Raw genomic sequence first — 25,030 nt, forward strand, 5'->3', positions numbered from 1 at the left:
CCCCCGGCCCCCCCGCGCCGCTGGTGGGGCGCGCGGGCGCCGGGGGGGGCGGGGGGGGGGGGGGGCGGGGGGGGGCGGGCCGACTACGAGCGGACGGTGCAGACGCTGCTGTCCTCCGGCGGCGAGAGCCCGGTGATCACCCGCGCGCCGACCGGCGCCTGGACCCATGCGGTGATGGACGCGATCCGCTGAGAATCAGCGCCGGGCGAACACGCAGACCAGCCCGCCGCCCGGCGGGCCCTGGTGTTCCGCCCCGCCGCTGACGAAGACGCGGCCGTCGCCCGCGACGGCGGCGACGATCGCCCCGAGCGCGCCGCGCAGATGGCGCTGCGCGTCGATGTCGGTGTCGCCCAGCATGGTGTGGCGATGGCCGCGGATCGCGCCCGCCCGGGCGGGCTCGCCCTTCGCGATCACGCCCAGCACCTCGCCCGGCGCGGCGGCGAAGGCGGCCTGCACGCCGGCGAGGTCCAGCAGGTCCGCCATCGGCCCAACACCGGCGACGATGCCCGCCGTCCAGCCATCCGCCTGGCCGAAGACCACCACCTCGTTGCAGGTGACCTCGACGCCGGAGGAGATCGAGACGCGGTTGGAGTAGAGCGAGAGGTCCGTCAGCAGCGCGGCTTCCGTCGCGCGATCCGCCGGGATGTCGCCGAGCGCAACGCCGGCGCCGACCGCCGCCGCGGCGCGCGACAGCGCCATCAGGACCTTCGCGTCCGTGCTGCGCGCGGCGGGATCGGGCGCTTGCGGCGCCGGCGCCTTCACCTGCACCAGCGCCACGTCCTCGGCGCGCGCGATCCCGGCATCGGCCATCGCGGCCCGCACGGCGGCGACCACCGCCCCGATCTGTGCGGCGCGTCCGATCTCGCGCGCGGGCGTCGGCGGCGAGAAGGCGGTGCCCAAGGCGAGGCCGTGGCTTCCCGCCGCCACGGCTTCGCTGACCGAGAAGACCAGGTAGTGGGGGCTGAGCGCACCCTCCGTCCCGCCGGACAGCACGCAAGGGATGCGGGCGGCCAGCGCCGCCGGCGCCTCCCCGGTCTGCGACGCCAGCAGCAGCATCAGCGTCTGGGTGAAGAAGCCGCGGGTGAAGTCGTTGAGCCCGCCATTGCCCTCGGTCTTGCCGATCACCGCGCGGATCTCGCCCGCGCGGACCTCGCCGCGCGCGATCAGCGCCTCCAGCGCCGAAAGATCGCCCGGATGGGCCATGGAGAGACGGTGGATGGCGAGGTGCGGCATGGCGCTAGCATACTGCGTCGCATGAGGATCGGCATCATCGGCACCGGCGTCGCCGGCAGCCTGCTCGCGGAGGCGCTGCGCGACGCCCCCGGCATCTCCGTCACGGCCTATGAGCGTGTCGCCGCCGGCGATCATGCCGAGGCCGGCACCGGCCTCAATATCGGGCCGAATGCGCTGAAGGCGCTGCGCCTGCACATGCCCGCGCGCCACGCCGCGCTGCGGGCCGCATCGCTCCCCTGGCACCGCTGGTTCGTGGACCTGACGGACGGGACGCGCCTGCTCGACCTCGACCTGCTCGATGTGGCGGAGGAGCCGGGCGTGCGCATCCGCTGGTCGGAACTCTACCGCCTGCTGCGCGAGCCGGCGGCAGGCTGCACGCGCAATGAGCATGTGCTGGAGGCGCTGGAAGAGGATGCGGCCGGTCGCCTCGTCCCGGTGTTCCGCACTGCCGGCGGCCTGGTCCGGGACGGCGCCTTCGACCTGCTGGTCGGCGCCGATGGGCGCTACAGCCGGCTCCGGGCGATGACCTGCGGCGAGCCGGAGGGGACGCTGCTCGGCGTCTGCATCTGGCGGCTGCTGGTCACCGACGCGCATGACTGCCCCTATGACGACTACGGCCAGTGGTTCCGCGGCAATGCCCGGCTGCTGTCCTTCCGCGTGCCGGGCGGCGCGGTCTACATCGCCGGCACCTTCCCGCTCGGCGCCGATGCACAGATCAGCGAGGCGATGAAGACGGAGGCCGCGCAGCGGGCGCTCTTCACGCCGGAGGGCGCGCCGCCCTGCCCCGCCGTCGCCTGGATGCTGGACAGGATCGGCCGCCACTTGGCGGACATCCACTGGGCGCGCTCGGCCACCGCGCCGCTGCTGCGCCACGATCCGTCCGGCCGCGCGCTGTTCCTGGGCGATGCGGCACAGGCGATGGTGCCGACCCTCGGCCAGGGCGCCACCCAGGCGGTGGAATGCGGCGTGGTCGCGGGCACGGTGCTGCGGCGCGGCGGCAGCGTGCAGGAGATCGCGGCGATCCGCGATCCGCGCGTCGCCTTCGTGCGCGACTTCTCGCTGGAAGCCTCCGACACGCTGGTGCCGGGCACGGATGTGGTCGCCGGCACGCGTGCCAAGGGTGCGCCGGACTTCCTCGCGAAGCTGCGGCGGACCTATAGGGAGGTCGCGTGACCCGTCAGCGCCCGGCCCAGTGGACGAAACGCTTCTCGACCAGAAGGAAGAGCAGGTTCAGCGCGTAGCCGAGCGCGCCGGCGACGAAGATCACGCCATACATCAACGGCGACTCGAACAGCATCTGGGCATTAATCACCCGATGGCCGAGCCCGTCGGTGGAGCCGATGAACATCTCCGCCACCACCACGATGACCAGCGCCAGCGAGACGCCGGCGCGCATGCCGACCAGGATCTGCGGCAAGGCCTCGAACACCAGCACGTCGCGCAGGATCCGCGCCTCGCTTGCTCCCATCACGCGTGCCGCCAGCACGCGCGTGCGGCGTGCGTTCATCACGCCATAGGCGGCGTTGAACAGGATCACCAGCGCCGCGCCGAAGGCGGCGACCGCAACCTTCGTGCCCTCCCCCGGGCCGAACAGGATCAGGAACAGGGGGAACAGCGCCGAGGCCGGGGTGGAGCGGAAGAAGTCCACCACGAACTCCACGTCGCGATAGAGCCTCTCCCGCGCCCCGAGCGCCACGCCGAGGGGGACGCCGACGGCGCTGGCGATGAGGAAGGCGAGCGCCGTGCGCTCCACCGTCCGCCAGGTGTCGAAGGCGAGCGTGCCCTGCGCGAAACCTCGCCAGGTGTCCCGGAAGGTCTCGGCCGGCGGCGGCAGCAGGATCGGGTCGGCCAGGCGCAGCCAGGCGGCCACCTGCCACAGCAGGACGAAGCCGAGCGCGCCGGCGAGCGGCGCCACCGCCGCCCTCATGCCGCGACGGCCCGCTGGAACACGTCGAGGCAGCGCGCCTTGATGGCGACGAAGGCCGGATCGGAGAGCGTCGCGGCATCCCGCGGCCAGGACAGTTCGACGGGGATGTCGTCGGCGACCGAGGTCGGCCGGCGGCGCAGCATCAGCAGCCGGTCCGCCAGTACGATGGATTCCTCGAGGTCGTGGCTGACCAGCAGCGTCGTCACCCGCGTCTCCTTCAGCACCGCCTGCAGCAGGCCGCGCAGCGCGAGCGTCGTCTCGTAGTCGAGGGCGGAGAACGGCTCGTCGAGGAACAGCACCTCCGGCTCCACGGCCAGGGCGCGCATGATGGAGACGAGCTGCTGCTGGCCGCCCGACAGCTCATAGGGGTAGCGCGCCAGGTCGAAGCGCACGCGGAACTTCGCCGCCAGCCGTTCCAGCCGCTGCTCGATCGCGGCGCGGCCGAGGCCCATCAGCCGGAGCGGATAGCGGATGTTGTCGGCGGCGCGGCGCCAGGGGAACAGCGCCTCCCGGTAGTTCTGGAAGACGTAGCCGACCCGGACCTCCTCGACTTCCCGGCCGTCGTACAGGATCTCCCCGGCATCCTTCGCCAGCAGGCCCGCGGCCATGTTGATCAGCGTGGACTTGCCGCAGCCATTCGGCCCGAAGACCGAGAGGATGTCGCCGCGCCGCACGTCGAGGTCGAAGCCGTCATAGACCGGCTGCCCGCCGAAGGCCTTGGCGAGGCCGCGGATCGAGATCGCGGCCTCGCGCGGTGCGATGGGCGAGCTGCTCAAAGCCGGCGCAGGAAGCTGTTCACGTCGATGCGGTCCCGCACCACGCCCTGCTGCACGGCCAGATCCACGAAGCGCTGGAAGTCGGCGATGTCGGGCGCGGTCATGTCCTTCACCATGGTGAAATTCACCAGCGGAATGGTGGGGGCGAGCTCGGCCGAGGTCTGCATGTATTGCACCAGAAGCGGGCGCACCGCGGCGGCGTCGCTGCGGATCAGCGCGCAGGCGCGCGACCACGCATTGGCGAAGCGCTGCGCCACGGCCGGCTTGTCGGCCAGGAACTTCCCGGTCAGCGCGCAGCCCGCCGCCCAGGCCTGCGCATCCGTCCGGCCGAGCAGATGCGTGGCGATCACGCCCGCTTCGAGCCGACGCGCGGCGCCGGCCCGCTCGGCGATGGTCGCGACGGGCTCCAGCGTGTAGGCCGCATCGAAGGTGCCGGCCTGCAGCGCGCCGACATGCACGCCCATCTGCTGTTCCTGGATGGTGTAGTCGCGCCCTTCCTGCAGGCCGTTCGCGGCCAGCACCGCGCGCGCCGCGCTGAGATTGGCCGGCCCGGGTGCCGAGAGGATGCGCGCGCCGCGCAGGTCGCGGATGGCCTGCGCCGGATGGCCCGCGCGCACCACGAACTGCTCCATCCGGTACTGCGCGTTCTGTCCGTTCAGCGCGATGTAGAGCGCGGTGTTGGCGCGGCGCGCATTGATGTTCGCACCTTCCAGCGTGACCAGGTTCGCAGCCGCTTCCACATCGCCGGCGATCATCGCCTGCACGATCAGCGGCGCGGCCTGCAACGGCACCGCGCTCGCCTCGATGCCTTCCGCGGCAAAGAAGCCGCGCTCGGCCGCGACGTAGTAGGGCAGCGCGGAGGAGACGTTGAAGACGGCGACGCGCACCCGCTCCGCTGCCTGGGCGCGGGCAAGGGCGGGCGTCGCCAGGGCGGCGGCGAGCAGCAGGCGGCGCGACGGCATCGGGATCTCCTCAGGCAAGCTTGGGATAGGTGGCGGGGTCGAAGAAGGTTGCGCCGGCGACGTAGCGGCGCGCCGCGGACATGTCGGGGGGCGGCCCCTCCTCCGCCTTCCCCTCGAAAGTGAGCTCGAACTGCACGCCGGAAGGATCGTGCACGAAGAGCTGCCAGAGCGACGTTCCGGGCACCAGGAACTCGCGCCAGTCGAGCCCGGCGGCGCGAAAGCGCGCAACGAAGGCGTGATATCCGGAGCAGGCGAGCGAGACATGGTCGATCGCAGCGCTGCCGCTCGGCGCGCGCCCCTGCGGCCCCAATGCGGGCCCGCCCGCATAGAGATGCAGGATCGCAGGACCGCCCGGCAGCGGCACTGCGAGCCAGGCACCCGGGTAGCCGAAATCGGGCCGCGCCGCCGGCACCAGGCCCAGGATCCGGGTGTAGAAGGCGAGGCTGGCGGCGAGATCGCTGGTTTTCACCGCGACATGGAACAGTCCGGCGGTGATCGCGGCGGTCATCCAGGCTCCTCCTCGCTGAAAGGGGCAAGCAACGGCCATGCCAGCCCGGAGCCGCGCGCATGACGCGGTCGCTGCCTGCGCAGCGCGCAGCGGGCCGGCGGAATGCATGGGCTGGCGGCAATCGGCGCGCGGCGGCATGCTGCGCCCAAAATGCGGAGGAATGCGCATGGACTGGCCAGCCCGCATCGCCGACGAGGCGGAACTCGAGGATGTCATGACGCGCCCGGATGCGGCGCTGCAGGAAGACCTCGCGGCCGTGCCGGGCGACCTGCTGGTGCTGGGCGCGGCCGGCAAGATGGGGCCGACGCTCTGCCGCCTGGCGAAGCGCGCCGACCGGTCGCGGCGCGTGATCGCCGTGGCGCGCTGGTCCGAGCCCGGCCTGCGGGAGCGGATGGAATCCTGGGGCATCGAGTGCCTCAGCGCCGACCTGACCGATCGCGTGGCGCTGGCGGCGCTGCCCGATGCGCCGAACGTGATCTTCATGGCCGCGCGCAAGTTCGGCTCGACCGGCAACGAGGCGCTGACCTGGGCGATGAACGTGCTGCTGCCTGGCATGGTGGCGGAACGATACGCGGCGTCGCGCATCGTCTTCTTCTCCACCGGCAACGTGCTGCCGCTGGTGCCGGTGAACGGCCCGATGCCGGATGAGGGCACGACGCCGGCGCCGGTCGGCGAATACGCCGCAAGCTGCCTGGGGCGGGAGCGGGTGTTCCAGCATGCCGGCGCCGCGCGCGGCACGCGCTGCTTCGGTATCCGCCTGAACTACGCGATCGACCTGCGCTACGGCGTGCTGCACGACGTGGCGACCAAGGTGTGGAACGGCACGCCGGTGCCGCTGGCCATGGGCCACGCCAACGTGATCTGGCAGGGCGACGCCAATGCCTGGACGCTGCGCGCGCTGCGCCATGCCGATGCCGCCTGCCCGATCATGAACGTGACGGGGCCGGAGACCGTCTCCATCCGATGGCTCGCCACGCGCTTCGGCGCGCTGATGGGGCGCGAGCCCGCCTTCGCCGGCACCGAGGCGCCGGAGGCGCTGCTTTCGAACGCCGCCTGGGCCTTCGGCCTGTTCGGCTATCCGCGCGTGCCGCTCGACCGCCTGGTGCAATGGGTGGCCGACTGGGTCTCGCGCGGCGGGCGGGCGCTCGGCAAGCCGACCAAGTTCGAAGTCCGCGACGGGAGGTTCTGATCGTGACGCTTCGCTGGCAGGATTGGCCCGCGGGCCTGGTCGAGCGCCTGCGCGCAGGCTGCGTGATCCCGGCGCATCCGCTGGCGCTGACCGCGGAGCGAAAGCTGGATGCGCGGCGCCAGAAGGCGCTGTCGCGCTACTACCTGGATGCGGGCAGCGGCGGGCTCGCGGTGGGCGTGCACACGACGCAATTCGCCATCCGCGATGTCGGCCTCTACGAACCCGTCCTGCGCATCGCCGCCGAAGCCGCGTCCGAGCAGCCGGCGGCGCCCATCCTCGTCGCCGGCGTGGTTGGCCGCACGGAGCAGGCGGTGCGGGAGGCACGGATCGCGCGCGGCCTCGGCTACCACGCCGTGCTGCTCTCGCTCGCCGCCTGGAAGGGCGCGTCGGAGGACGAGCTGGTCGCGCATTGCGCGGCGGTTGCGGCGGAGATGCCGCTCTTCGGCTTCTACCTGCAGCCCGCGGTCGGAGGGCTGCCGCTGCCCGCCAGCTTCTGGCGGCGCTTCGCCGACATCCCGAACGCCGTCGCCATCAAGATCGCGCCCTTCAACCGCTACGCCACGCTCGACGTGCTGCGCGGCGTGCAGGAAGCGGGCGCGGCGGAGCGCATTGCGCTCTACACCGGCAATGACGACCACATCGTCGCCGACCTGCTGACGCCCTTCGATCTCGGCGGCCAAAAGCCGCTGCGCATCGTCGGCGGGCTGCTCGGGCACTGGTCGGTCTGGACGCGTGCGGCGGTGGAGCTGCACCGGCGTTGCCAGGCGGTCGGCGCGGGACCGATCCCGGCCGACCTGCTCGCGCTGGATGGGCAGGTCACCGAGATGAATGCCGCGGTCTTCGACGTGGCGCATGCCTTCCACGGCGTCATCGCCGGCTGCCACGAGATCCTGCGCCGCCAGGGCCTGCTGGAAGGCATCTGGTGCCTCGATCCGCACGAAAGCCTCTCGCCCGGGCAGGCGGAGCTGCTGACCGCGGTCGCCGCGCGCTACCCGCATCTGACCGACGACGCCTTCGTGCGCGACAACCTCTCGCGCTGGCTGGCGTAAAAATGCGCACAACCTTCCGCCTCGGCGACGTCACCATCCATCGCCTGGTCGAATCCGAGCCCGCCGCCGGCCTGCGCGACATCCTGGCCTTCTTCCCGAACCTGACGCCGGAGCTGCTGGCGGAGAACCGGGCCTGGCTGCGGCCGGATGCGCTGGACGAGAAGGACCGCATCAAGCTCTGCATGCAGTCCCATGTGGTGCGCACGCCGCATCACACCGTGCTGGTGGACAGCTGCCTCGGCAACGACAAGGAGCGGCCGCTGCATCCGCAATGGCACCGCAAGCGCGATACCGCCTTCATGGATGCGCTGGCGGCGGCCGGGCTCGGCGTGGAGGATATCGACGTGGTGATGTGCACGCATCTGCACATCGACCATGTCGGCTGGAATACGCGGCTGGAGGATGGGCGCTGGGTGCCGACCTTCCCGAATGCGCGCTACCTGTTCTCCGAGAAGGAGCTCGCCTTCTGGACCGAGCGCAACGCGCAGGCGGAAATCCCCTGGATCGTGGACAGCGTTCTGCCCATCGTCGCCGCAGGCCGCGCGCAGCCCGTCACCAGCGACCACGCGCTGGACGACCATCTCCGCCTGCTGCCGACGCCGGGGCACACCATCGATCACTTCGCCGTCGAGCTCGGCCGCGGGCGCGCCGCGGGAGTGATCACCGGCGACCTGATCCATTCGCCGCTACAGGCGCGCTACCCGCATCTCCGCATGATGCTGGACCACGATCCGGAGCAGGCCGTGACCACGCGCCGGAACTTCCTGGAGCGTGTCTGCGACACCGACACGCTCTGCTGCTTCGTTCACTTCCCCTCGCCATCCACCGGCTTCGTGCGCCGCTGGGGCGAGGGCTTTCGGTGCGAGCCCACCGCTTAGGGTCTATCGCGCCGCGGCCAGGATGCGCCGGGCGCGGCGCAGGATCGGCTCGTCCACCATGCGGCCATCCACCTCGAAGCTGCCGCGGCCTTCGCGCTCGGCCTCCTCGGCCGCCGCGATCTGGCGGCGCGCGAGGTCGAGCTCCTTCTCGGTCGGCGCGAAGCCTTCGTTCAGCAGCGGCACGACGCCCGGATGGATGCAGGTGGCGCCGCCGAAGCCGGCGCGGCGGGAGCGCGCGATCACGTCGCGCAGCTTCTCGTGGTCGCGGAAATCCGCGATCGAGCCGAGCGTGCCCAGCGGCGTGACGCCCGCCGCAGCGGCGGCGATGACCATGCGCCGCTTGATCAGCGCGATCACCTCGTCATCGGCGGTGCAGCCCATCTCCGCTGCCAGATCCTCCGCGCCGCAGAGCAGCGCGGCGACGCGGGACGAGGCGGCCGCGATCTCCTCCATCCGCGCGACGGCCGCCGCCGTCTCGATCAGCGGCAGGATGACGGCGCGCGCTGCGCCGCCTTCCAGCTCGTCCAGCAGTTCCGCGACCAGCCGGACATGGCCGGCATCCATCGCCTTGGTCACCAGGATCCCGTCGGCGCCGCAGGCCACGGCGGCCTCCACGTCGCGCACGGCGAGCCTGAGCGGGCGGTTGATGCGCACCAGCACCGCGGCGGGGCCTTCCCGGCAGATGCGCACGGCCTCGGCGAGGCCCTCGCGCGCCGCGTCCTTCTGCGCGATCGGCACGCTGTCCTCGAGGTCGAGGATGATCGCATCCGCCCCCGCCCCCGGCGCCTTGGCGACGAAGCGCGGCACGTTCGCGGGCACGTAGAGCAGGGACCGCCATGTGGCGGCGCGCATCGCCGTCATCCTCAGTTCGCCGTCACGCCGGCGGCGCGGATCAGCTCGCCCCAGCGCGTGACCTCGGACTGGATCAGGCGTCCGAAGGCCTCGGGCGTGGTCGGCGCGGGCTCGGCGCCATCCTGGCGCAGCCGCTCCGCCACGGCCGGCGAGTTCAGGCTGGCGTTGATCTCCGCATTGAGCCTCGCGACGATCGGGGCCGGCGTGCCGACCGGTGCGGCGATGCCGTACCAGGGCACGGCGTCGAAGCCGGGCGCGACGGTCTCCGCCGCGGTCGGAATGCCCGGCAGGCTCGCCACGCGCTGCGGGCTGGAGAGGCCGAGCGCGCGCAGACGGTTGTCGCGCACCAGCGGCATCACCGTGGGCGCGCCGCCCCAGGTCACGTCCACATGCCCCGCCACCAGGTCGTTCAGCGCCGGCGCCAGCCCGCGATAGGGCACATGCTCCAGGTTGAGCCCGGTGGCGTGCAGGAAGGCGAGCATCACGGTGTGGCCGGCGCTGCCGTTGCCCGCCGTGCCGTAGCGCAGCTTGCCCGGGTTCGCCTTCGCATAGGCGACGAAGCCTTGCATGTCGGTGAAGGGCAGGCTCGGATTCACCACCAGCACATTGGGCGTGGTGGCGATCATCGCGACCGGCGCGAAATCGCGCACCGGGTTGTATGGCAGCCGCGGGTACATCGCGACGTTCACCGCCAGCGTGCCGATATGGCCGAGCAGCAGCGTATAGCCATCGGCCGGGGCGCGTGCGACCTGCTCCGACCCGATGGCGCCGCCCGCGCCCGCGCGGTTCTCCACCACGACCGGCTGGCCGAGCTTCGGCGCAAGCTGGTCGGCCATGGCGCGGCCGAGCGTGTCATTCGCGGCACCCGGCGGGAAAGGCACGATCAGGCGGATCGGCCGGCTCGGCCAGGCGTCCTGCGCATGCAGCGCGAAGGGGGTGAGCGTCGCCGCCGCGGCGGCGAGAAGCCTGCGCCGGTTCATGCCGCGCCCGCCTTCCCCAGGATGCGCGCGCGGTCCGCGGCATCGTAGCCGAGCTCGGCCAGGATCTCCTCGCCATGCTCGCCCTGGCGCGGCGCCAGGCGCGATGGCGGCAGGCCGGAGCCCGAATAGCGATTGGCGTGACGCAGACCGAGCATCCAATCCTCCCCCTCTTCCTTGGTCAGCGTGCCCGATCCGCGCAACTGCGGATCGTCCAGCAGGCTGGAGAGTGTGTGATACGGCATCGCCGGCACGTCGTGGCGGCGCAGCAGCTCCACCCATTCGGCGGTGGTGCGTTCCCGCAGCGCCTGCGCGCGCAGGCCGAAGTAGTCCTTCACATGCGCAAGCCGTGCCGGAACGTCCTTGAAGCGCGGATCGTCCTTCAGCTCCGGCCGCCCGATCGCCTCGAAGAAGCCGCGCGCCTGCGCATCGGTGTTGGCGGAGACGCAGATGTAGCCGTCCTTCGTCTTCATCGGGCGCGCATCGGGCGTCATGATCCGCGGATCGCCCATCGTGCCATCCGGGTCGAAGGTGCGCTGGCCGAGGTGTTCCGAGAGGACGAAGGCGGCCGCGTTCTCGAACATCGGCACCTCGATCGCCTGGCCCTCCCCGCTGCGCTCGCGCGCCACCAGCGCGGCGCAGATCGCCTGGGCCGCGATGATGCCGACGATGTGGTCGGTGAGTACGAAGGGCGCGAAGCGCGGCTCGCCGAGCATCGCCTCGTTGCAGGCGGCGACGCCCGAGAGCCCCTGGATGATCGTGTCGTAGGCCGGCGCCCCATCATACGGGCCGCCGGTTGCGAAGCCCGCGATGGTGCAGTGGACGAGCTTCGGATTGATCGCCGACAGCGCCTCCCACGTCAGGCCGAGCGACTTCAGCGCGCGTGGTCGCATGTTGCTGACGAAGACATCGCTGGACGCGGCGAGCCGCAACATCGCCTCCCGCCCCTGCGGCGATTTCAAATCCAGCACGATGGAGCGCTTGTTGCGGTTGAAATGCGTGAACTTCGGCGACATGCCCGGCTTGTCCGCTGGCGCCCTGCCGCCGAGCTTGCGCATCAGGTCGCCTTCCGGCGGCTCCACCTTGATCACGTCGGCGCCCTGCTCGGCCAGCAGCAGGGTGGAGGTCGGTCCGACGATGACGCCGGTGGCGTCCAGCACGCGGATGCCGGCGAGCGGACCCTTGCCGCTCATGCGAGCTCTCCGGGCTCGCTCGCCGCCTCGGCCTGCGCCGTCACGCGGCCGGTCTCGTTCATCGCCCAGAGGGAGAGGCGGCCCTCCGCCTCCTTCCGGCAGCGCAGCTCGCCCTGGCGGTTGACGAAGAAGGGGTTCACGTTGCGGACGGAGAAGCGGCCGATGCGCCCGCCCGGCAGGTTGCGCCGCGCCATCTCGTGCAGGAACAGCGCGTGCAGCCCGCCATTCACCACGAGGTCGGGATAGCCTTCCTCGCCCTTGGTGTAGGGCGCGTCGTAATGGATGCGGTGCGCGTTGTAGGTCAGCGCGGAATAGCGAAAGAGCGTTGTGGTCAGCGGCGCATAGGGCTGCCGCTCATGCGGCTCCGGCAGCTCGGGCGGCGCCTCGGCCTTGGGCGGCGCGCCGGCGCCGGGCCTGGCTTCCTCGCGATAGACGATGTCGTGCAGCTCGGTCAGCACGGGCTGGCCATCCATCTCCACCACATGGTCCACGCGCACGAAGACCATCTGTCCCGTGCGTCCGACCTTCGGCGTGATCGCGGCGATGGTGGAGATGCGGCGGATCTCCGCGCCGATGCGGATCGGCGCCAGGTAGCGCATGCGCCGCCCGGCGAACATGCGCCGCGGCAGCGGCACCGGCGGCAGGAAGTCGCCCTTGCGCGGATGCCCGTCGGGCCCGAGCTGCGACTGCCGCGCGATCGGGGCGAAGAACACCGCATGCCAGCCTTCCGGCAGCGCGTCGCCGCGGCGGTAGCCCATCGGGTCGAGGTCGAGCAACGCGGCCAGGCGGCGGACGATCGGCAGCGCCACCTCGTCCTCCAGCACCTCCTGGCGGCCGATCCAGCCGGCCAGGGCGCTCGTGTCGAGCGTCGTATCGGGCATCGCGCTTCCTCCTGGGCCGGCACTGTCGTCCCGCCGCCGCAAGGGCGTCAAACCCCCCGGGAACGCCGGCCGGCGCGCGAAGCGGGGGAACCCGGGCGGGCTTTACGAGGTGGCCCGCGGCCATGATGATCGCGGCTCCGCCAGCGCAGGAATTCCGTCTCCATGCCCCTCGATCACACCGCCAAGGGCGTCTACGTCATCGCGCCCACGCCCTTCCACCCGGATGGCCGCGTGGACGAGGCCAGCACCGACCGCATGACGGACTTCTTCCTGCAGTCGGGCTGCGACGGCATGACCATCCTCGGCGTGATGGGGGAGGCGCCGAAGCTGGACGGCGCGGAATCGCTGGAGATCAGCCGGCGCATCATCCGCCGCGCGGGCAAGGCGGGCATCATCGTCGGCGTCACTGCGCCAGGCTTCGCCGCGATGCGCGCGCTGGCCCATGGCGTGATGGAGGCGGGTGCGGCGGGCGTGATGATCGCGCCGCCGAGCCATCTGCGCCACGACGAGGCGATCGTCGGCTATTTCCACCAGGCGGTGGAGGCGATCGGCAGCGACATCCCCTGGGTGCTGCAGGACTATCCGCAGCTCTTCCAGGTGCAGATGACGCCCGGCATCATCCGCCGCATCGTCACCGAGCTCCCCTCCTGCGTCATGCTGAAGCATGAGGACTGGCCGGGGCTCGAGAAGATCAGCGCGCTGCGGAAGTTCCAGGCCGAGGGCTCGATGCGCGCGATCAGCATCCTGTGCGGCAATGGCGGCATCTTCCTCGATTTCGAGATGGAGCGCGGCGCCGACGGCGCCATGACCGGCTACGCCTTCCCGGACATGCTGGTGGAGCTCGTGCGGCTGGCGCAGGCCGGGGAGCGCGACCGCGCGCATGACCTCTTCGACGCGCATCTGCCGCTGATCCGCTACGAATTGCAGCCGGGCGTCGGGCTCGCCGTGCGGAAATACGTGCTGATGCGCCGCGGCATCCTGGCCTCCGACGCGCAGCGCCGCCCGGGTGCCGCGATGTCGGCCAAGGCGCGGCAGGAGGTGGAATACCTGCTCGCCCGCGTCGGGCGGCACGATCCGCGGGCGCGCCTCGCGCCGGCGGCATAGTGCCTGGCGCCGCCATGCATCCCGCAGCGCCGCACCACCTGCCCTTCTTCCTGCCCGGGCCGGATGGCTCCGATCCGCTGATGGTGGTGGCCGCGGCGACGCTGCTCGTCGCCCTGGTGGCCTTCGGGCTGCTGTTCCTGCGCCTGCACACCCTGCCGGAGCGGCTGGCGCATCGCGGGCAGAAGCTGCAGTTCGAACTGGTCGCCGTGCTCGGCCTGCTCGCGCTGTTCACCCATGTCCACGCCTTCTGGGTGGCCGGGCTGCTGCTGGCGCTGATCGACATCCCCGACCTCACCGGGCCGATGCGGCGCATCGCCGGATCGACGGAGAAGATCGCCGGCTTCCCGCCCGGCGCGGGCGACACGACCGAAGGGCCGGTGGCACGGCCCGCCCATGCCGGCCCGGCCGACGACGACACGGCGCGAGCGCAGCACGCCACCCGCCGGCTGGACGCCTGAGCGATGCTGGAGCTGCTGATCTGCGCGCTGTTCACCCTGGTGCCGGACTACCTGTTCCGCCGCTACGTGCAAGGCAAGCGGCTGGGGCGGGACATCACGCTGTTCTCGGTGTGGTTCGAGCTGCGCTGGGGCATCGTGACATGCCTGCTGCTGACCATCGGCCTGATCACCGCGGTCTTCTACTTCCATCCCTCGACCGCCTATGTCAGCGCCGTGTATCGCAGCGTGCCGATCCTGCCCGAGACGGTGGGGCGCGTCGCCGAGGTGCATGTGCGCGGCAGCGAGCGCGTCACGGCCGGACAGCCGCTGTTCCGGCTGGATGACCGCTCGCAGCGCACGGCGTTGGAGCGCGCGCAGCGCGAGATCGCCGAGGTGGATGCCGGCTTCGCCCTGGCACGCGCCGATCTCGCCCAGGCCGAGGCGCGCATGCTGGAAGCGCAGTGGAACCTGCAGCAGGCGCTCGACGAGTTCGAGACCAAGTCGCAGCTCGCCCAGCGCGACGTGGTGTCGCGGCGCGAGGCGGAGCGGCTGGAGGTGCTGGTGCGCATGCGCCAGGCCGGCGTCGCCGCGGCGGAGGCCTCGAAGCAGGCCGTGGAGGCACGCATCGCGGAGCAGCTGCCGGCACAGCGCGCCAGCGCGCAGGCGGCACTCGCCCAGGCGCAGGCCGAGCTCGACAAGACCGTGGTGCGCGCCGGCATCGACGGCCGCGTCGAGCAGTTCATCCTGCAGGAAGGCGATCTGGTGAACCCGATGCTGCGCCCGGCCGGCGTGCTGGTGCCGGAGACGCGCGGCGTGCTGCGCCCGGTGCTGGCCGCGGGCTTCGGGCAGATCGAGGCGCAGGTGGTGCGCCCAGGGATGCTGGCCGAGGCCACCTGCGCCTCCCGGCCCTGGGTGGTGATCCCGATGGTGGTCACGCATGAGCAGGGCTTCATCGCCGCGGGCCAGTTGCGCAGCACCGACCAGCTGCTGGACCTGCAGCAATTCGTCCGCCAGCCCGGCACCGTGCTCGTCCTGCTCGAGCCGCTCCATGAAGGCGGGCTCGACGGCGTGGTGCCGGGCAGCAGCTGCATCGCCAACGCCTACACCTCGAACCACGAGGCGCTGCAGGACCCGGCGCTGCCGGCGTGGCGGCGCCTCGCGCTGCATGCGGTGGACGCGGTGGGCGTCGTCCATGCCCTGCTGCTGCGCATCCAGACGGTGCTCATGCCCTTCAAGACCCTGGTATTCGGCGGGCATTGAGCCCGCTGCCGCCCGGCTCGACCGATGCGAGGAGGAAACGCCATGGCCACCACCGAAGCCGCCGTCCTGCACGCCGCGCGCGACCTGCGCGTGGAGGCCGTGGACCTCCCCGCCCCCGGGCCGGGCGATGTGGTGGTGGAGGTCGGTGCCGGCGGCATCTGCGGCTCCGACCTGCATTACTGGCTCGATGGCGGCTTCGGCACGGTGCGCCTGCGCCAGCCGATGATCCTCGGCCACGAGATCGCCGGCACCGTCGCCGCGCTCGGCGCCGGCGTGCAGGGGCTGGCGGCGGGCGAACGGGTCGCGGTGAACCCCTCCAGCCCCTGCGGCGCCTGCGAATACTGCGCGCGGGGCGAGCCGCAGCACTGCCTCGACATGCGCTTCTACGGCAGCGCGATGCGCTTGCCGCACATCCAGGGCGGGTTCCGGCGGCACCTGGTCTGCGCGGCGCGGCAATGCGTGAAGGTGGGCGATGCCGTCTCGATCGGCGAGGCGGCGATGAGCGAGCCACTCGCCGTCGCGCTGCATGCCGTGGCCCAGGCCGGCGACATCCGCGGCAAGCGCGTGCTGATCACCGGCTTCGGCCCGATCGGCGCCGTCGTCCTGCTGGCCGCCCGGCATGCCGGCGCGGCCTGGCTGACGGCAACCGAGGTGGTGGAGGAACCGCTGGCCTTCGCCCGGCGGCTCGGCGCCGATGCGGCGGTGAATGTCGCGGCGGACCGCGCCGCGCTGGCGGCGGAGGAGGCGGACAAGGGCCGTTTCGACATCGCCTTCGAATGCAGCGGCAACCCGCGCGCCCTGGCCCAGGCGATCGCCTGCGTGCGCCCGCGCGGCACGATCGTGCAGGTGGGCATCGGCGGCGCCTTCGACGTGCCGATGAACACGGTGGTGGCGAAGGAACTGCGGCTCGCCGGCAGCTTCCGCTTCCATCCGGAATTCGAGGTCGCGGCCGGCCTGATCGCGCGGCGCGAGATCGACGTCCGGCCGCTCATCACCGCCACACGCCCCCTGGCGGAGGCCGAGGCCGCCTTCGCCCTGGCCGCCGACCGCCGCGCCGCGATGAAGGTGCAGCTCAGCTTCGGCTGAGGCCCGGCTCCCGGGGCGGTCCGGCCCGCCTGCTCCACAGCCGGCATGCGGCACGGCGGCGACGGATGGGAACATTCGTTCCCGCGATGGGCCGCGCCGCGATTCCGGGCTGGAAAAACTGCGCGGGTATCTGCTACGGCAATGCGTTGGTGACAGTCCCGAAGGGTCATGCTGCAACTCGCCGCCATTCCGAGCATCCCGCACCTGCCCCGTCTCCGCACGGTGCTGGCCGAGGTGCTGGGCGTGTCGCATGAGCGGGCTTCGCTGGATCTCGACCTGGCCGAGGCGCTGGCCTGCGACGAGCACGACCGGAACGAGGTCGTCGTCACGCTGGATGTCCGCTACGGCATCGCGATCCGCGAGGACGAGGCCGAAGCCTGCGAGACGGTGGCGGACCTGCTGCGCCTGGTCGCCGCCAAGCACGCGCTGGAACGCCGCGTCTACAACTGATCGGGCGCGGCGGCCGGCAGGGGCTGCCGGCGCCCTGTGCCGGGATCAGGCGAAGCGCTCGGCCGCGAAGGGGGCGAAGTCCAGGTTGCCCTGGCGCCCGAGGATGGCCGGTGCCAGGGCCAGGGCCGTCGGCGCCGCCCCGGTCAGGCCGAGATGCCCGTGCCCGAAGGCCAGCCACAGCCCCGCGATGCGCCGGGCCGGCCCGATGACCGGCACGGAATCCGGCAGGCAGGGCCGGTGGCCCATCCAGAACCCCGCCGCGCCGTCGCGCCGCGCCTTCGGGAAGACCGCGGCGAGGTCATCGTAGAGCAGCTTCGCACGCGCCTCGTTGGGCGCGGCGTCGAGGCCGCCGAACTCCACGGTGCCGGCCACGCGCAGCGCGCCTTCCATCGGGGTGATGAACACCTTGCGGTCGGCGGGCACCACCGGCCGCCCGATCGCGATCCCGGCATCCGGAAGGTTCACATGGTAGCCGCGCTGGCTTTCCAGCGGGATGCGGTAGCCGAGCGGCGCGAGCAGCCGGGCCGACCAGGCGCCCGCCGCGACCACGACCGCCTCCGCCGTATGCCGCTGACCCTCCCCCTCCGCGCCGGTCACGCGCCCCCCGGCGGTGGTCAGCGCGCGGACGCGGTCGCGGCGGATCTCGCCGCCCGCCTGCAGGAAGGCCGCCGCGACGGCCTGCGCATAGCGATGCGGCCCGGCGCACCAGGCATGGTCCGGCAGGAAGACCCCGACCTGGTAGGCCGGGGCGACCTCCGGCTCCAGCGCCAGGATGCCCGCGCGGTCCAGCACCTCCACCCGTGCGCCATGCGCCCGCCGCAGGTCCCAGGCGGCGGTGTCCTTCCGAAGCTGCTCCGCGCTGCGATAGAGATGGAGATTGCCGGTCGGGCGGATCAGCTCCGGCACGCCGATCTCGGCCGCGAGGGCCAGATGCTGCTCGGTCGCGAGGCGCAGCAGGGAATCGAGCGCCGCCGCGGCCCGCGCGACCGACGCCGGCCGCGCCGCGGCGACGAAGCGCAGCAGCCAGGGCGCGGCGCGCAGCCAATAGCTGGCCGGCACATGCAGCGGCGCCGCCGGATCGAGCAGCATGCGCGGCACCTGCTTCAGAAGACCCGGCATGGCGAGCGGCGCGACCGAGCTCGCGCTGATCGCGCCCGCATTGCCGAAGCTTGCGCCGCCCTCGCCGGGCGGCTCGGGGTCCACCACCGCCACCTGCGCGCCTTCGCGCTGCAGCCGGAAGGCCAGCGCCAGGCCGACGATGCCCGCGCCGATGACGAGGACGCTGCGCGCCCCGGCAGCCGGGTCCCGTTCCGTCATCCTGCCGACATCCCGTCCTCCGCCGCGGCGTCTCCGCCGGGGAGTATCGCCGCGGGCGAAGGCGATCCGTCAACGCCGCAAGGCGCGGCGGGCGCCGCTCAGCCGCGCCGCAGGCCGCCCGGGTAGAGCCTGCCGCCGGCGCTGCGCATCGCGTCCAGCACGAAGCCGCGCGGCAGGGCGATGGCCTCGGCGACGGGCGGCGCATCGGCCGCCGCGTCCCACGCCTCGCGCAGCGCGCGACCCTCCATCCCCTCGGCGGGCAGGCCCAGCAGGTGCAGCACGGTCGGCGCGATGTCGGTGAGGTCGCAGGGCGCCTGCACCACCGCCTCGCGCCGCAGCGGTCCGCCCTGCATCACCAGCACCGTGGCGAGCTCCGCCCGGTGCAGCCCGCCATGCATCCCGCCGCCTTCCGGCACGTCCGGCGCGTCGAAGGGCGCATGGCCGGGCAGGCCCCATTCGTCGGCCTCCTGCGAGCCCGCGAAGGTCACCACCAGGTCGGCGCTGCGGGCATGCCCGCTGCCGAGCAGGTCGAGCGGCAGCGCCGCGCCCTCCGGCAGGATCGCGGGATCGCGCGCGAGCAGCGGCCCGCACCAGGGCTGCGCGGCGAGCCATTCGGCAAGCTGCGGCGCGAGCGCGGGGTCGCGCAGCCAGAGGCCCGGCGCGGCGGCCGGCGCCACGACGATGTCGGTGGCCTCCCCCATGCCCGTCCCGGCGCGGAAGCCGGCGCGGTTCAGCTCGGCCCGCAGCGAGAGCTTGCCGCGGCCCGTGACATGGCCGTGGTCGGAGAGCACGACGATCGCGATCTCCGCCCCATCGGGCTGGGCGTCGCGCCAGGCCACCACCTGTCCGACGATCCGGTCGGCCTCGCGCAGCGCCTCCTGCGCATGGGCGCAGCCGAGGCCGCCCCAGTGGAAGGAGACATCGGGTTCCGACAGCCAGGCCAACGCCACATCCGGCCGCAACTCGGTCAGCACATGCTCGATCAGCACGCGCGCGGCGTGGCGCAGGCGCGGGATGTTCGGCACGGCATGGACAGGCGTCGGGCCGAAGCGGTCGCGCATGGCGGCAGCGGCCGCGCCCGCCTCCTCCTCGACATTCCAGCGGAACATCCCGAGCCGCTCGGCGGCCGGGTGCAGCAGCCGCGCGGCGCCCGCCGTGCCGGCGCTGACCAGCGCGAAGCTGCGGCCGGCCGCGGCCAGGCGCTCCGCCAGGCTCGGCCGCAGCAGCGGCGATTCCCGCCCGCCTGCCATCGCCATCAGGTCCGCCACCAGCTTGGTGCGCAGCAGCCGCTCCGGCGCCGCGGCGGCGTCGTAGAGCGTGTTCGCCACCATGCCGTGCCCGCCCGGCCGGCAGCCGGTGATCAGCGAGGGCGTGGCGACCCGCGTCTCCGAGGGGAAGACGCTGCGCGCATGGACGAAGCGCACGCCCCCGGCCGCCAGCGCGTGCAGGTGCGGCGTCGCGTCCGGCGAGACCATGTCGGGCCGCAGCCCGTCCAGCGCGAGCATCACGATGCGTGCCATCAGGCGTCCCTCAGCGCAGGGTGGGATCCAGCCGGTCGCGCAGCCAGTCGCCGATCAGCGACACGGAGAGCGTGGTCAGGACGATGGTGGCCGCGGGCGCGAGCAGGATCCAGGGCGCCCGCGTGAGATACTCCCGCCCATAGCCGACCATCGAGCCGAGCGAGGTCGCCGGCGGCTGCACGCCGAGCCCGAGGAAGGAGAGCCCGCTTTCCAGCAGGATCACCTCCGGGAAGGCGAGCGTCATGGAGACGATCAGGGTCGAGGCGATGTTCGGCAGCACATGCCGCCCGTAGAGCCGCCAGGGCGATGCGCCGAGCTGGCGCACCGCCGCCGCGTAGCCCTGCGCGCCGGCGCTCAGCGCCAGGCCGCGCGCGATGCGGGCGTAGCGTTCCCAGGCATGCAGGCCGAGCAGGCAGACCAGCAGCACCATCGAATTGCCGAAGAAGGCCAGTACCGCCAGCGCCAGGATCAGGAAGGGCAGCGAAGCGGAGAAATCCACCAGCACCAGCACCGCCTGCTCCACCAGCCCACGGAAATGCGCGGCGAGGAAGCCGAGGCTGGTGCCGATCACCGCCCCGATGATCGTGGCGCCGAAGGCGATCAGCAGGCTGGTGCGGATCGAATAGATCAGCCGCGCCAGCACGTCGCGGCCGAGCTCGTCGGTGCCGAGCGGATGCAGCCAGGTGCCGCCGAGGCCGACCGGCGGCGAGAGCCGGTTGCGCAGATCGAGCGCGGTGTAGGCATAGGGGCTGATCAGGTCCGCCAGCAGCGCGACGGCGAGCATCAGCCCAAGCCAGCACAGGCCGAAGACCACCAGCGGCGGCGGGCCGGGGCGCCGGGTGCGCGCGGGAGCCTCGGCGAGGGGGAGCGGCGCTTCCGGCATCTCAGGCCCCTGCCCTGCGCGGCGCGCTGCGCAGCCGCGGATCGAGCAGGCCGTAGAGCAGGTCCACGACGAGGTTCGCGCAAACCATCGTCGTCGCCACCAGCAACAGGATGCACTGCACCACCGCCAGGTCGCGGTTCGACACCGCCACCACCAGCAGCCGCCCGACGCCCGGCCAGGAGAAGACGCTCTCCACCACCACCGCGCCGGCGATCAAGGAGCCCACCATGAAGCCGATGATCGTCACCGTGGGGATCGCGGCGTTGGGCAGGGCATGGCGCGTCACCACCGCGCGCCAGGGCACGCCCTTGGCGCTTGCGGTGCGGATATAGGGCTGGCCCAGCACCTCCAGCATGGCGCTGCGCGTGAAGCGCGCCAGCACCGCCGCGCCGCCGAGGCCGAGGGTGATCACCGGCAGGATCGCATGCCGCCAGCTTTCCTGCCCGCCGGAGGGCAGCCAGCCGAGCTGCACGGCGAAGACCAGCACCAGCAGCAGCCCGAGCACGAAGGAGGGCACGGTGAAGCCCGCCACCGCCACCACCATCACCATGCGGTCCGCCAGCGAGTTGCGGTGCAGCGCGGCGTAGATGCCGGCCGGGATGCCGAGGCCGATCTTGATCGCCAGCGCCGGCAGCGTCAGCGCCAGCGTCGCCGGGATGCGCTCCGCCACCAGGACGATGGCGTCCCGCCCGTCGCGCATGGACCGCCCGAGATCGCCCGAGAGGATGGCGCCGAAATAGTGGAAGTATTGCTGCCAGACCGGCCGGTCGAGGCCCCAGGCCGCGCGGAACGCATCCACCGCCTCGGGCGGCGCGTCGGCGCCCATGATGATCTGCGCCGGATCGCCGGACAGCCGCAGCACCACGAAGGCGAAGGTGACGACCATCGCGATGGTCAGCGCGGCGCGGCCGAGCCGTCCGGCGAGGAAGCGGAGCATCTCAGGCGGTCTCCAAGGCCAGGCCGTGTCCCGCGGCGACGTCGCCCTGCGCGACGTGGCACGCGACGAGGCGCCCATCCGCCCGCGGCTTCAGCGCCGGCGCCTCCCGCGCGCAGAGCGCGCCCGCCACCGGGCAGCGCGGATGGAAGGCGCAGCCGGAGGGACGGTCGGCGGGGTTCGGCGGGTCGCCCTGCAGCACCATCCGCCGCCCGCCCCTGCCGGGATGCGGGATCGCCGAGACCAGCGCCCGGGAATAGGGATGCGCGGGGTCGTGCAGCACCGCATCCGGCTCGCCCTCCTCCACGACCTGGCCGAGATACATCACCGCCACGCGGTGGCTCACCTGGCGCACCGCGCGCAGGTCGTGGCTGACAAAGAGCATGCCCATGCCGAAGCGCGCCTGCAGCTCGACGAGCAGGTTCATCACCTGCGCCTGGATCGAGACATCGAGCGCGCTGATCGGCTCGTCGCAAACCAGCAGCGCCGGCTCGGTCGCCAGTGCGCGGGCCAGCACGGCGCGCTGGCGCTGCCCGCCCGAGAGCTCATGCGGGTAGCGCGCGGCCTGGTCGGCCCGCAGGCCGACCGCCTGCATCAGCGCCTCGACACGCGCGGCGCGCGCCGCCCTGTCGCCGATGCCGTGGATCTCGAGCGGCTCGGCCACCTGCACGCCGATCGGCAGGCGGCGATCCAGCGCGCCCAGCGGATCCTGGAACACCATCTGCATCCGCGCGCGCAGCGCCCGCCAGGCCGCGCTGCCCGGCGGCGGCAGCGGCTTGCCTTCGAAGGCGACGCTGCCGGCATCCGGCGCCTCCATGCCGAGCACGAGCCGCCCGGTGGTGGACTTGCCGCAGCCCGACTCGCCCACGAGACCCAGCGTCCGCCCGCGCTCGATCGTCAGCGAGACGCCGGCGACCGCCCGCAGCTCGACGCTGCGCCCGAAGGCGCCGCGGCGCATCGCGTAGCGCCGCACCAGGCCTTCCGCCTGCAGCAGCGGCGCGCCCCCGGTCATGCCACGGCCCGCTCGGCCAGCAGCGGCGCGACGGTGGCGCGGAGGCAGGCGGCGCGATGGCCTTCCGCCACCCAGGAGGCGGGCGGCAGGCCGGCATCGCAGGGGCCGACGCGATGCGGGCAGCGCGGGGCGAAGGCGCAGCCGGGGGGCATGGCCCAGGGCTCCGGCACGCCGCCCGGTATTGCGGCGAGCGGCCGGCGCGGCCCCTCGATCGGCGGCAGCGCGCCGATCAGCCCGCGCGTATAGGGATGCGCCGGGGCGGCGAAGAGCCGCGCCGTCGGCGCCTCCTCCACGATGCGGCCGGCATACATCACGGCCACCCGCTCGCAGGTCTCGGCCACCACGCCGAGGTCGTGGCTGATCAGCACGAGCGCCATGCCCGTCTCCCGCCGCAACGCGGAGAGCAGGTCGAGGATCTGCGCCTGGATCGTGACATCGAGCGCCGTGGTCGGCTCGTCCGCCACCAGCAGCTCGGGCCGGCCGGCCAGCGCGATAGCGATCATCACGCGCTGGTTCTGCCCGCCCGACAGCTCATGCGGATAGGCATCGAGCCGGCGCGCGGCATCGGGGATGCCCACCTGGTCGAGCAGGCGCCTGGCCTCTTCCCGGGCGGCGGCGCCCCTGATGCCGCGATGCAGCGCCAGCGCCTCGGTCACCTGGCGCCCGATGCGGTGGACCGGATTGAGGCTGCTGGCGGGGTCCTGGAAGATCATCGCGATCCTGCCGCCGCGCACCCTGTCGAGCACCGCCGGCGGCGCGCCGAGCAGGTCCTGCCCGCCGATCCGCGCCCGCCCGCCGATCCGCGCGCGCGACGGCAGCAGGCCGAGCGCGGCGAGCCAGGTCACGGACTTGCCGCAGCCGGACTCGCCGACCATGCCGACCGCCTCGCCCGGCGCGATCGCGAGATCGATGCCGCGCAGCGCGGCCTGGCCGTCGAAGGCGACGGTCAGCCCTTCCAGGGCGACGAGCGGCGCCTCCGCCATGCCTCAGGCGCCCACGCGGAGATTGCCGGTGCGGAACTCCATCGCCCAGCCCTTCGAGGCGCGCCAGGCGATGTCGCGTCGCTTGGCCGTGAAGGCGGCGGCCTGGTGCAGCACGATGTAGGCGGGGTCCTCGCGCTCCAGCAGTTCCAGCACGCGGCGGAAATGCGCGCGGCGCCGCTCGAGGTCGGTTTCGGTCTCGAGCGCGGTGCTGACGCGGTCGAACTCCGGGCTGATCCATTCCCCGGTGCGCGTCGCCTCGGTGCGCGGGCCGAAGGCGCGGAGGATGCCGGCGACCGGGTCGCCGAACAGCGAGGTGTTCGACCAGTCGCGCAGGCCGCGTCCCGGCGAGCGCTCCGTCACCTGGCTGAAATTCTCCTTCATCTCGATCTGCACGTTGAGCCCGGCCGCGCGGAAGGATTCCACCACGATCTGCGCGTTGTTCACCTGGTTGGTGTAGTAGTTGTTCAGCAGCCGGTAGGTGATCGGCTCGCCGCGGTAGTTCGCTTCCCGCAGCAGGCGGCGCGCCTCCGCCGGATCGTAGCGCGGGTTCTCCCAGTCGCGCAGATACATGGCACCATAGGATTCGAGCTGCATGCCGCGCGGAATCTCGGTGCGGCCGGCCCAGAGCGCATCCACGATCGTCTTGCGATCCACCAGATGCGTCATGGCGCGGCGGATGCGCGCATCGGCCAGCACCGGGTTCGACTTGTCGAAGGCGAGCTTGCGGATGTTGTTGATCGGGCTGCCCAGCACCTCGAAGCGCGCATTGCGCTCGACCACCGTGACCTGGTCGGGCGGGATGTCGCAGGCGAAGTCGTATTCGCCCGAGAACAGGCCGTTCATCCGCCCCGACACCTCGGGGACCTCCACGAAGCGCAGGCGCCGCGCCGGCGGGCGGCCGCCCCAATAGGCGTCATGCGCTTCGAAGACCAGCATCCGGTCGGGGCGATACTCGGCGATGCGGTAAGGGCCCGTGCCGACCGGCGCGCGGCCCCAGGCGAGCCAGTTCTCCGCCGCGTCGAAGGCGGCGCGGGAGAAGACGGCGCCGACGCTCTGCGCGACGCGGCCTTCCAGCGTGATGTCGGGCGTGCGGTTGACGAAGCGGACGGTATGGCGGTCCACCACATCGATTCGCTCCAGCCCGGGATAGGTGCGGCGGGCGACGGCGATGACCTCGGCCGGCGGCTCCTTGCCCGTGGTGCCGGCGAGCACCGTGCTCTGCCCCGCGCCGGTCGCGCCCTGCGTGCCGAACAGGCGTGGGCCGAAGGAGAAGGCGACATCCTCCGCCGTCATCTCCCGCCCGTCATGGAAGCGCACGCCCGCGCGCAGCGTGAACTCCACCGTGCGCGCGTCGATCCGCCGCCAGCCGGTCGCAAGGCCCGGACGCAGCGAGAGATCGCCCAGCCAATCGGTCTCGATCAGCGGCTCGGCGTAGATGTGGTGCAGCCGGAAGCCGACATTGGACTGCTCCCGCGGCGGCTCCAGCGTGTTGGAGTTGGACAGGCGCTGCACCGCTATGGTCAGCGTCGGCCGGTCGTCGGATTGCGCGGCCGCGGGCCGGGCGAGCGTTGCGGCGGCCGCGGCGAGCAGCGCGCCGCGGCGGGTGATCGCGGCCATGC

Annotated in this window: 25 protein-coding genes; 9 read left to right on the plus strand and 16 right to left on the minus strand. The window is 72.7% G+C overall.

Annotated features, from left to right (window positions below; all coding sequences use genetic code 11):
• Positions 1-195: 195 nt before the first annotated feature.
• On the minus strand, positions 196-1,233 hold the full coding sequence (locus AC1MIR_RS04575; RefSeq protein ID WP_480026981.1) for a ring-opening amidohydrolase: 1,038 nt from the start codon (positions 1,231-1,233) through the stop codon (positions 196-198).
• 21 nt (positions 1,234-1,254) lie between these two features.
• Between AC1MIR_RS04575 and AC1MIR_RS04580 the strand changes: the two genes are divergently transcribed.
• Complete coding sequence (locus AC1MIR_RS04580; RefSeq protein WP_480026982.1) at positions 1,255-2,406, plus strand: FAD-dependent oxidoreductase; 1,152 nt, start codon at positions 1,255-1,257, stop codon at positions 2,404-2,406.
• Positions 2,407-2,410: 4 nt separating this feature from the next.
• On the opposite strand, the gene AC1MIR_RS04585 is transcribed toward AC1MIR_RS04580, so the two are convergent.
• From AC1MIR_RS04585 to AC1MIR_RS04600, 4 genes are read right to left on the minus strand one after another with little or no spacing between them, the layout of a single operon-like run.
• Positions 2,411-3,148, minus strand: coding sequence for an ABC transporter permease (locus AC1MIR_RS04585; RefSeq protein WP_480026983.1), 738 nt, complete (start codon positions 3,146-3,148; stop codon positions 2,411-2,413).
• Positions 3,149-3,156: 8 nt separating this feature from the next.
• A complete protein-coding gene (locus AC1MIR_RS04590) occupies positions 3,157-3,936 on the minus strand; it encodes an ABC transporter ATP-binding protein (RefSeq protein ID WP_480026984.1) in 780 nt (259 codons plus the stop codon).
• Positions 3,933-4,898: an ABC transporter substrate-binding protein gene (locus AC1MIR_RS04595; RefSeq protein WP_480026985.1), complete on the minus strand. Its 966-nt coding sequence runs from the start codon at positions 4,896-4,898 to the stop codon at positions 3,933-3,935. The genes AC1MIR_RS04590 and AC1MIR_RS04595 overlap by 4 nt, the downstream gene beginning before the upstream one ends.
• A gap of 10 nt (positions 4,899-4,908) precedes the next feature.
• Positions 4,909-5,406, minus strand: coding sequence for a VOC family protein (locus AC1MIR_RS04600; RefSeq protein WP_480026986.1), 498 nt, complete (start codon positions 5,404-5,406; stop codon positions 4,909-4,911).
• A 166-nt stretch (positions 5,407-5,572) separates the two neighbouring features.
• Between AC1MIR_RS04600 and AC1MIR_RS04605 the strand changes: the two genes are divergently transcribed.
• From AC1MIR_RS04605 to AC1MIR_RS04615, 3 genes are read left to right on the plus strand one after another with little or no spacing between them, the layout of a single operon-like run.
• Positions 5,573-6,595, plus strand: a complete 1,023-nt coding sequence (locus AC1MIR_RS04605; protein ID WP_480026987.1) for an NAD-dependent epimerase/dehydratase family protein — start codon at positions 5,573-5,575, stop codon at positions 6,593-6,595.
• 2 nt (positions 6,596-6,597) lie between these two features.
• A complete protein-coding gene (locus AC1MIR_RS04610; protein ID WP_480026988.1) occupies positions 6,598-7,644 on the plus strand; it encodes a dihydrodipicolinate synthase family protein in 1,047 nt (348 codons plus the stop codon).
• 2 nt (positions 7,645-7,646) lie between these two features.
• Positions 7,647-8,522, plus strand: a complete 876-nt coding sequence (locus AC1MIR_RS04615; protein WP_480026989.1) for an MBL fold metallo-hydrolase — start codon at positions 7,647-7,649, stop codon at positions 8,520-8,522.
• Between the two features lie 3 nt (positions 8,523-8,525).
• Here AC1MIR_RS04615 and AC1MIR_RS04620 read toward each other — a convergent pair whose 3' ends face one another.
• From AC1MIR_RS04620 to AC1MIR_RS04635, 4 genes are read right to left on the minus strand one after another with little or no spacing between them, the layout of a single operon-like run.
• Positions 8,526-9,374, minus strand: a complete 849-nt coding sequence (locus tag AC1MIR_RS04620) for an HpcH/HpaI aldolase/citrate lyase family protein (RefSeq protein ID WP_480026990.1) — start codon at positions 9,372-9,374, stop codon at positions 8,526-8,528.
• A gap of 11 nt (positions 9,375-9,385) precedes the next feature.
• Positions 9,386-10,354, minus strand: a complete 969-nt coding sequence (locus AC1MIR_RS04625) for a Bug family tripartite tricarboxylate transporter substrate binding protein (RefSeq protein ID WP_480026991.1) — start codon at positions 10,352-10,354, stop codon at positions 9,386-9,388.
• The gene (locus AC1MIR_RS04630; protein WP_480026992.1) at positions 10,351-11,544 is read right to left on the minus strand and encodes a CaiB/BaiF CoA transferase family protein; all 1,194 of its coding nucleotides are present in this window, start codon (positions 11,542-11,544) and stop codon (positions 10,351-10,353) included. The genes AC1MIR_RS04625 and AC1MIR_RS04630 overlap by 4 nt, the downstream gene beginning before the upstream one ends.
• Entirely contained in the window at positions 11,541-12,425 is an 885-nt protein-coding gene (locus AC1MIR_RS04635; protein WP_480026993.1) for an HTD2 family dehydratase, read from the minus strand. The genes AC1MIR_RS04630 and AC1MIR_RS04635 overlap by 4 nt, the downstream gene beginning before the upstream one ends.
• Positions 12,426-12,587: 162 nt before the next feature.
• On the opposite strand from AC1MIR_RS04635, the gene AC1MIR_RS04640 reads away from it, so the two are divergent.
• The 5 genes from AC1MIR_RS04640 to AC1MIR_RS04660 all read left to right on the plus strand — a co-directional run bounded on the left by AC1MIR_RS04640 (position 12,588) and on the right by AC1MIR_RS04660 (position 16,762).
• Positions 12,588-13,529, plus strand: coding sequence for a dihydrodipicolinate synthase family protein (locus AC1MIR_RS04640; RefSeq protein WP_480026994.1), 942 nt, complete (start codon positions 12,588-12,590; stop codon positions 13,527-13,529).
• Between the two features lie 14 nt (positions 13,530-13,543).
• Positions 13,544-13,987 carry a hypothetical protein gene (locus AC1MIR_RS04645; protein ID WP_480026995.1) on the plus strand — a complete coding sequence of 148 codons (444 nt, stop codon included), beginning with the start codon at positions 13,544-13,546 and terminating at the stop codon, positions 13,985-13,987.
• A 3-nt stretch (positions 13,988-13,990) separates the two neighbouring features.
• Positions 13,991-15,226, plus strand: a complete 1,236-nt coding sequence (locus AC1MIR_RS04650; RefSeq protein WP_480026996.1) for an HlyD family secretion protein — start codon at positions 13,991-13,993, stop codon at positions 15,224-15,226.
• A gap of 42 nt (positions 15,227-15,268) precedes the next feature.
• Positions 15,269-16,312, plus strand: coding sequence for an L-idonate 5-dehydrogenase (locus tag AC1MIR_RS04655; protein WP_480026997.1), 1,044 nt, complete (start codon positions 15,269-15,271; stop codon positions 16,310-16,312).
• Positions 16,313-16,480: 168 nt separating this feature from the next.
• The gene (locus AC1MIR_RS04660) at positions 16,481-16,762 is read left to right on the plus strand and encodes an acyl carrier protein (RefSeq protein ID WP_480026998.1); all 282 of its coding nucleotides are present in this window, start codon (positions 16,481-16,483) and stop codon (positions 16,760-16,762) included.
• A gap of 45 nt (positions 16,763-16,807) precedes the next feature.
• Here AC1MIR_RS04660 and AC1MIR_RS04665 read toward each other — a convergent pair whose 3' ends face one another.
• The 7 genes from AC1MIR_RS04665 to AC1MIR_RS04695 all read right to left on the minus strand — a co-directional run bounded on the left by AC1MIR_RS04665 (position 16,808) and on the right by AC1MIR_RS04695 (position 25,028).
• A complete protein-coding gene (locus AC1MIR_RS04665) occupies positions 16,808-18,079 on the minus strand; it encodes an NAD(P)/FAD-dependent oxidoreductase (RefSeq protein ID WP_480026999.1) in 1,272 nt (423 codons plus the stop codon).
• Positions 18,080-18,177: 98 nt separating this feature from the next.
• Positions 18,178-19,599, minus strand: a complete 1,422-nt coding sequence (locus tag AC1MIR_RS04670; protein WP_480027000.1) for an alkaline phosphatase family protein — start codon at positions 19,597-19,599, stop codon at positions 18,178-18,180.
• Positions 19,600-19,609: 10 nt separating this feature from the next.
• Positions 19,610-20,482 carry an ABC transporter permease gene (locus AC1MIR_RS04675; protein WP_480027001.1) on the minus strand — a complete coding sequence of 291 codons (873 nt, stop codon included), beginning with the start codon at positions 20,480-20,482 and terminating at the stop codon, positions 19,610-19,612.
• Between the two features lies 1 nt (position 20,483).
• Positions 20,484-21,419: an ABC transporter permease gene (locus tag AC1MIR_RS04680; RefSeq protein ID WP_480027002.1), complete on the minus strand. Its 936-nt coding sequence runs from the start codon at positions 21,417-21,419 to the stop codon at positions 20,484-20,486.
• 1 nt (position 21,420) lies between these two features.
• On the minus strand, positions 21,421-22,428 hold the full coding sequence (locus AC1MIR_RS04685; protein ID WP_480027003.1) for an ABC transporter ATP-binding protein: 1,008 nt from the start codon (positions 22,426-22,428) through the stop codon (positions 21,421-21,423).
• A complete protein-coding gene (locus AC1MIR_RS04690; RefSeq protein WP_480027004.1) occupies positions 22,425-23,411 on the minus strand; it encodes an ABC transporter ATP-binding protein in 987 nt (328 codons plus the stop codon). The genes AC1MIR_RS04685 and AC1MIR_RS04690 overlap by 4 nt, the downstream gene beginning before the upstream one ends.
• 3 nt (positions 23,412-23,414) lie before the next feature.
• On the minus strand, positions 23,415-25,028 hold the full coding sequence (locus tag AC1MIR_RS04695) for an ABC transporter substrate-binding protein (protein ID WP_480027005.1): 1,614 nt from the start codon (positions 25,026-25,028) through the stop codon (positions 23,415-23,417).
• Positions 25,029-25,030 lie beyond the last annotated feature (2 nt).

It is taken from the genome of Falsiroseomonas sp. RANM36 (assembly GCF_056682175.1).

Coding starts and splice junctions, on each gene's coding strand:
- AC1MIR_RS04575 (WP_480026981.1), bottom strand. CDS start 1,233: ATGCCGCACCTCGCCATCCACCGTCTCTCCATGGCCCATCCGGGCGAT.
- AC1MIR_RS04580 (WP_480026982.1), top strand. CDS start 1,255: ATGAGGATCGGCATCATCGGCACCGGCGTCGCCGGCAGCCTGCTCGCG.
- AC1MIR_RS04595 (WP_480026985.1), bottom strand. CDS start 4,898: ATGCCGTCGCGCCGCCTGCTGCTCGCCGCCGCCCTGGCGACGCCCGCC.
- AC1MIR_RS04600 (WP_480026986.1), bottom strand. CDS start 5,406: ATGACCGCCGCGATCACCGCCGGACTGTTCCATGTCGCGGTGAAAACC.
- AC1MIR_RS04605 (WP_480026987.1), top strand. CDS start 5,573: ATGGACTGGCCAGCCCGCATCGCCGACGAGGCGGAACTCGAGGATGTC.
- AC1MIR_RS04615 (WP_480026989.1), top strand. CDS start 7,647: ATGCGCACAACCTTCCGCCTCGGCGACGTCACCATCCATCGCCTGGTC.
- AC1MIR_RS04620 (WP_480026990.1), bottom strand. CDS start 9,374: ATGCGCGCCGCCACATGGCGGTCCCTGCTCTACGTGCCCGCGAACGTG.
- AC1MIR_RS04625 (WP_480026991.1), bottom strand. CDS start 10,354: ATGAACCGGCGCAGGCTTCTCGCCGCCGCGGCGGCGACGCTCACCCCC.
- AC1MIR_RS04630 (WP_480026992.1), bottom strand. CDS start 11,544: ATGAGCGGCAAGGGTCCGCTCGCCGGCATCCGCGTGCTGGACGCCACC.
- AC1MIR_RS04635 (WP_480026993.1), bottom strand. CDS start 12,425: ATGCCCGATACGACGCTCGACACGAGCGCCCTGGCCGGCTGGATCGGC.
- AC1MIR_RS04640 (WP_480026994.1), top strand. CDS start 12,588: ATGCCCCTCGATCACACCGCCAAGGGCGTCTACGTCATCGCGCCCACG.
- AC1MIR_RS04645 (WP_480026995.1), top strand. CDS start 13,544: ATGCATCCCGCAGCGCCGCACCACCTGCCCTTCTTCCTGCCCGGGCCG.
- AC1MIR_RS04650 (WP_480026996.1), top strand. CDS start 13,991: ATGCTGGAGCTGCTGATCTGCGCGCTGTTCACCCTGGTGCCGGACTAC.
- AC1MIR_RS04655 (WP_480026997.1), top strand. CDS start 15,269: ATGGCCACCACCGAAGCCGCCGTCCTGCACGCCGCGCGCGACCTGCGC.
- AC1MIR_RS04660 (WP_480026998.1), top strand. CDS start 16,481: ATGCTGCAACTCGCCGCCATTCCGAGCATCCCGCACCTGCCCCGTCTC.
- AC1MIR_RS04665 (WP_480026999.1), bottom strand. CDS start 18,079: ATGACGGAACGGGACCCGGCTGCCGGGGCGCGCAGCGTCCTCGTCATC.
- AC1MIR_RS04670 (WP_480027000.1), bottom strand. CDS start 19,599: ATGGCACGCATCGTGATGCTCGCGCTGGACGGGCTGCGGCCCGACATG.
- AC1MIR_RS04675 (WP_480027001.1), bottom strand. CDS start 20,482: ATGCCGGAAGCGCCGCTCCCCCTCGCCGAGGCTCCCGCGCGCACCCGG.
- AC1MIR_RS04680 (WP_480027002.1), bottom strand. CDS start 21,419: ATGCTCCGCTTCCTCGCCGGACGGCTCGGCCGCGCCGCGCTGACCATC.
- AC1MIR_RS04685 (WP_480027003.1), bottom strand. CDS start 22,428: ATGACCGGGGGCGCGCCGCTGCTGCAGGCGGAAGGCCTGGTGCGGCGC.
- AC1MIR_RS04690 (WP_480027004.1), bottom strand. CDS start 23,411: ATGGCGGAGGCGCCGCTCGTCGCCCTGGAAGGGCTGACCGTCGCCTTC.
- AC1MIR_RS04695 (WP_480027005.1), bottom strand. CDS start 25,028: ATGGCCGCGATCACCCGCCGCGGCGCGCTGCTCGCCGCGGCCGCCGCA.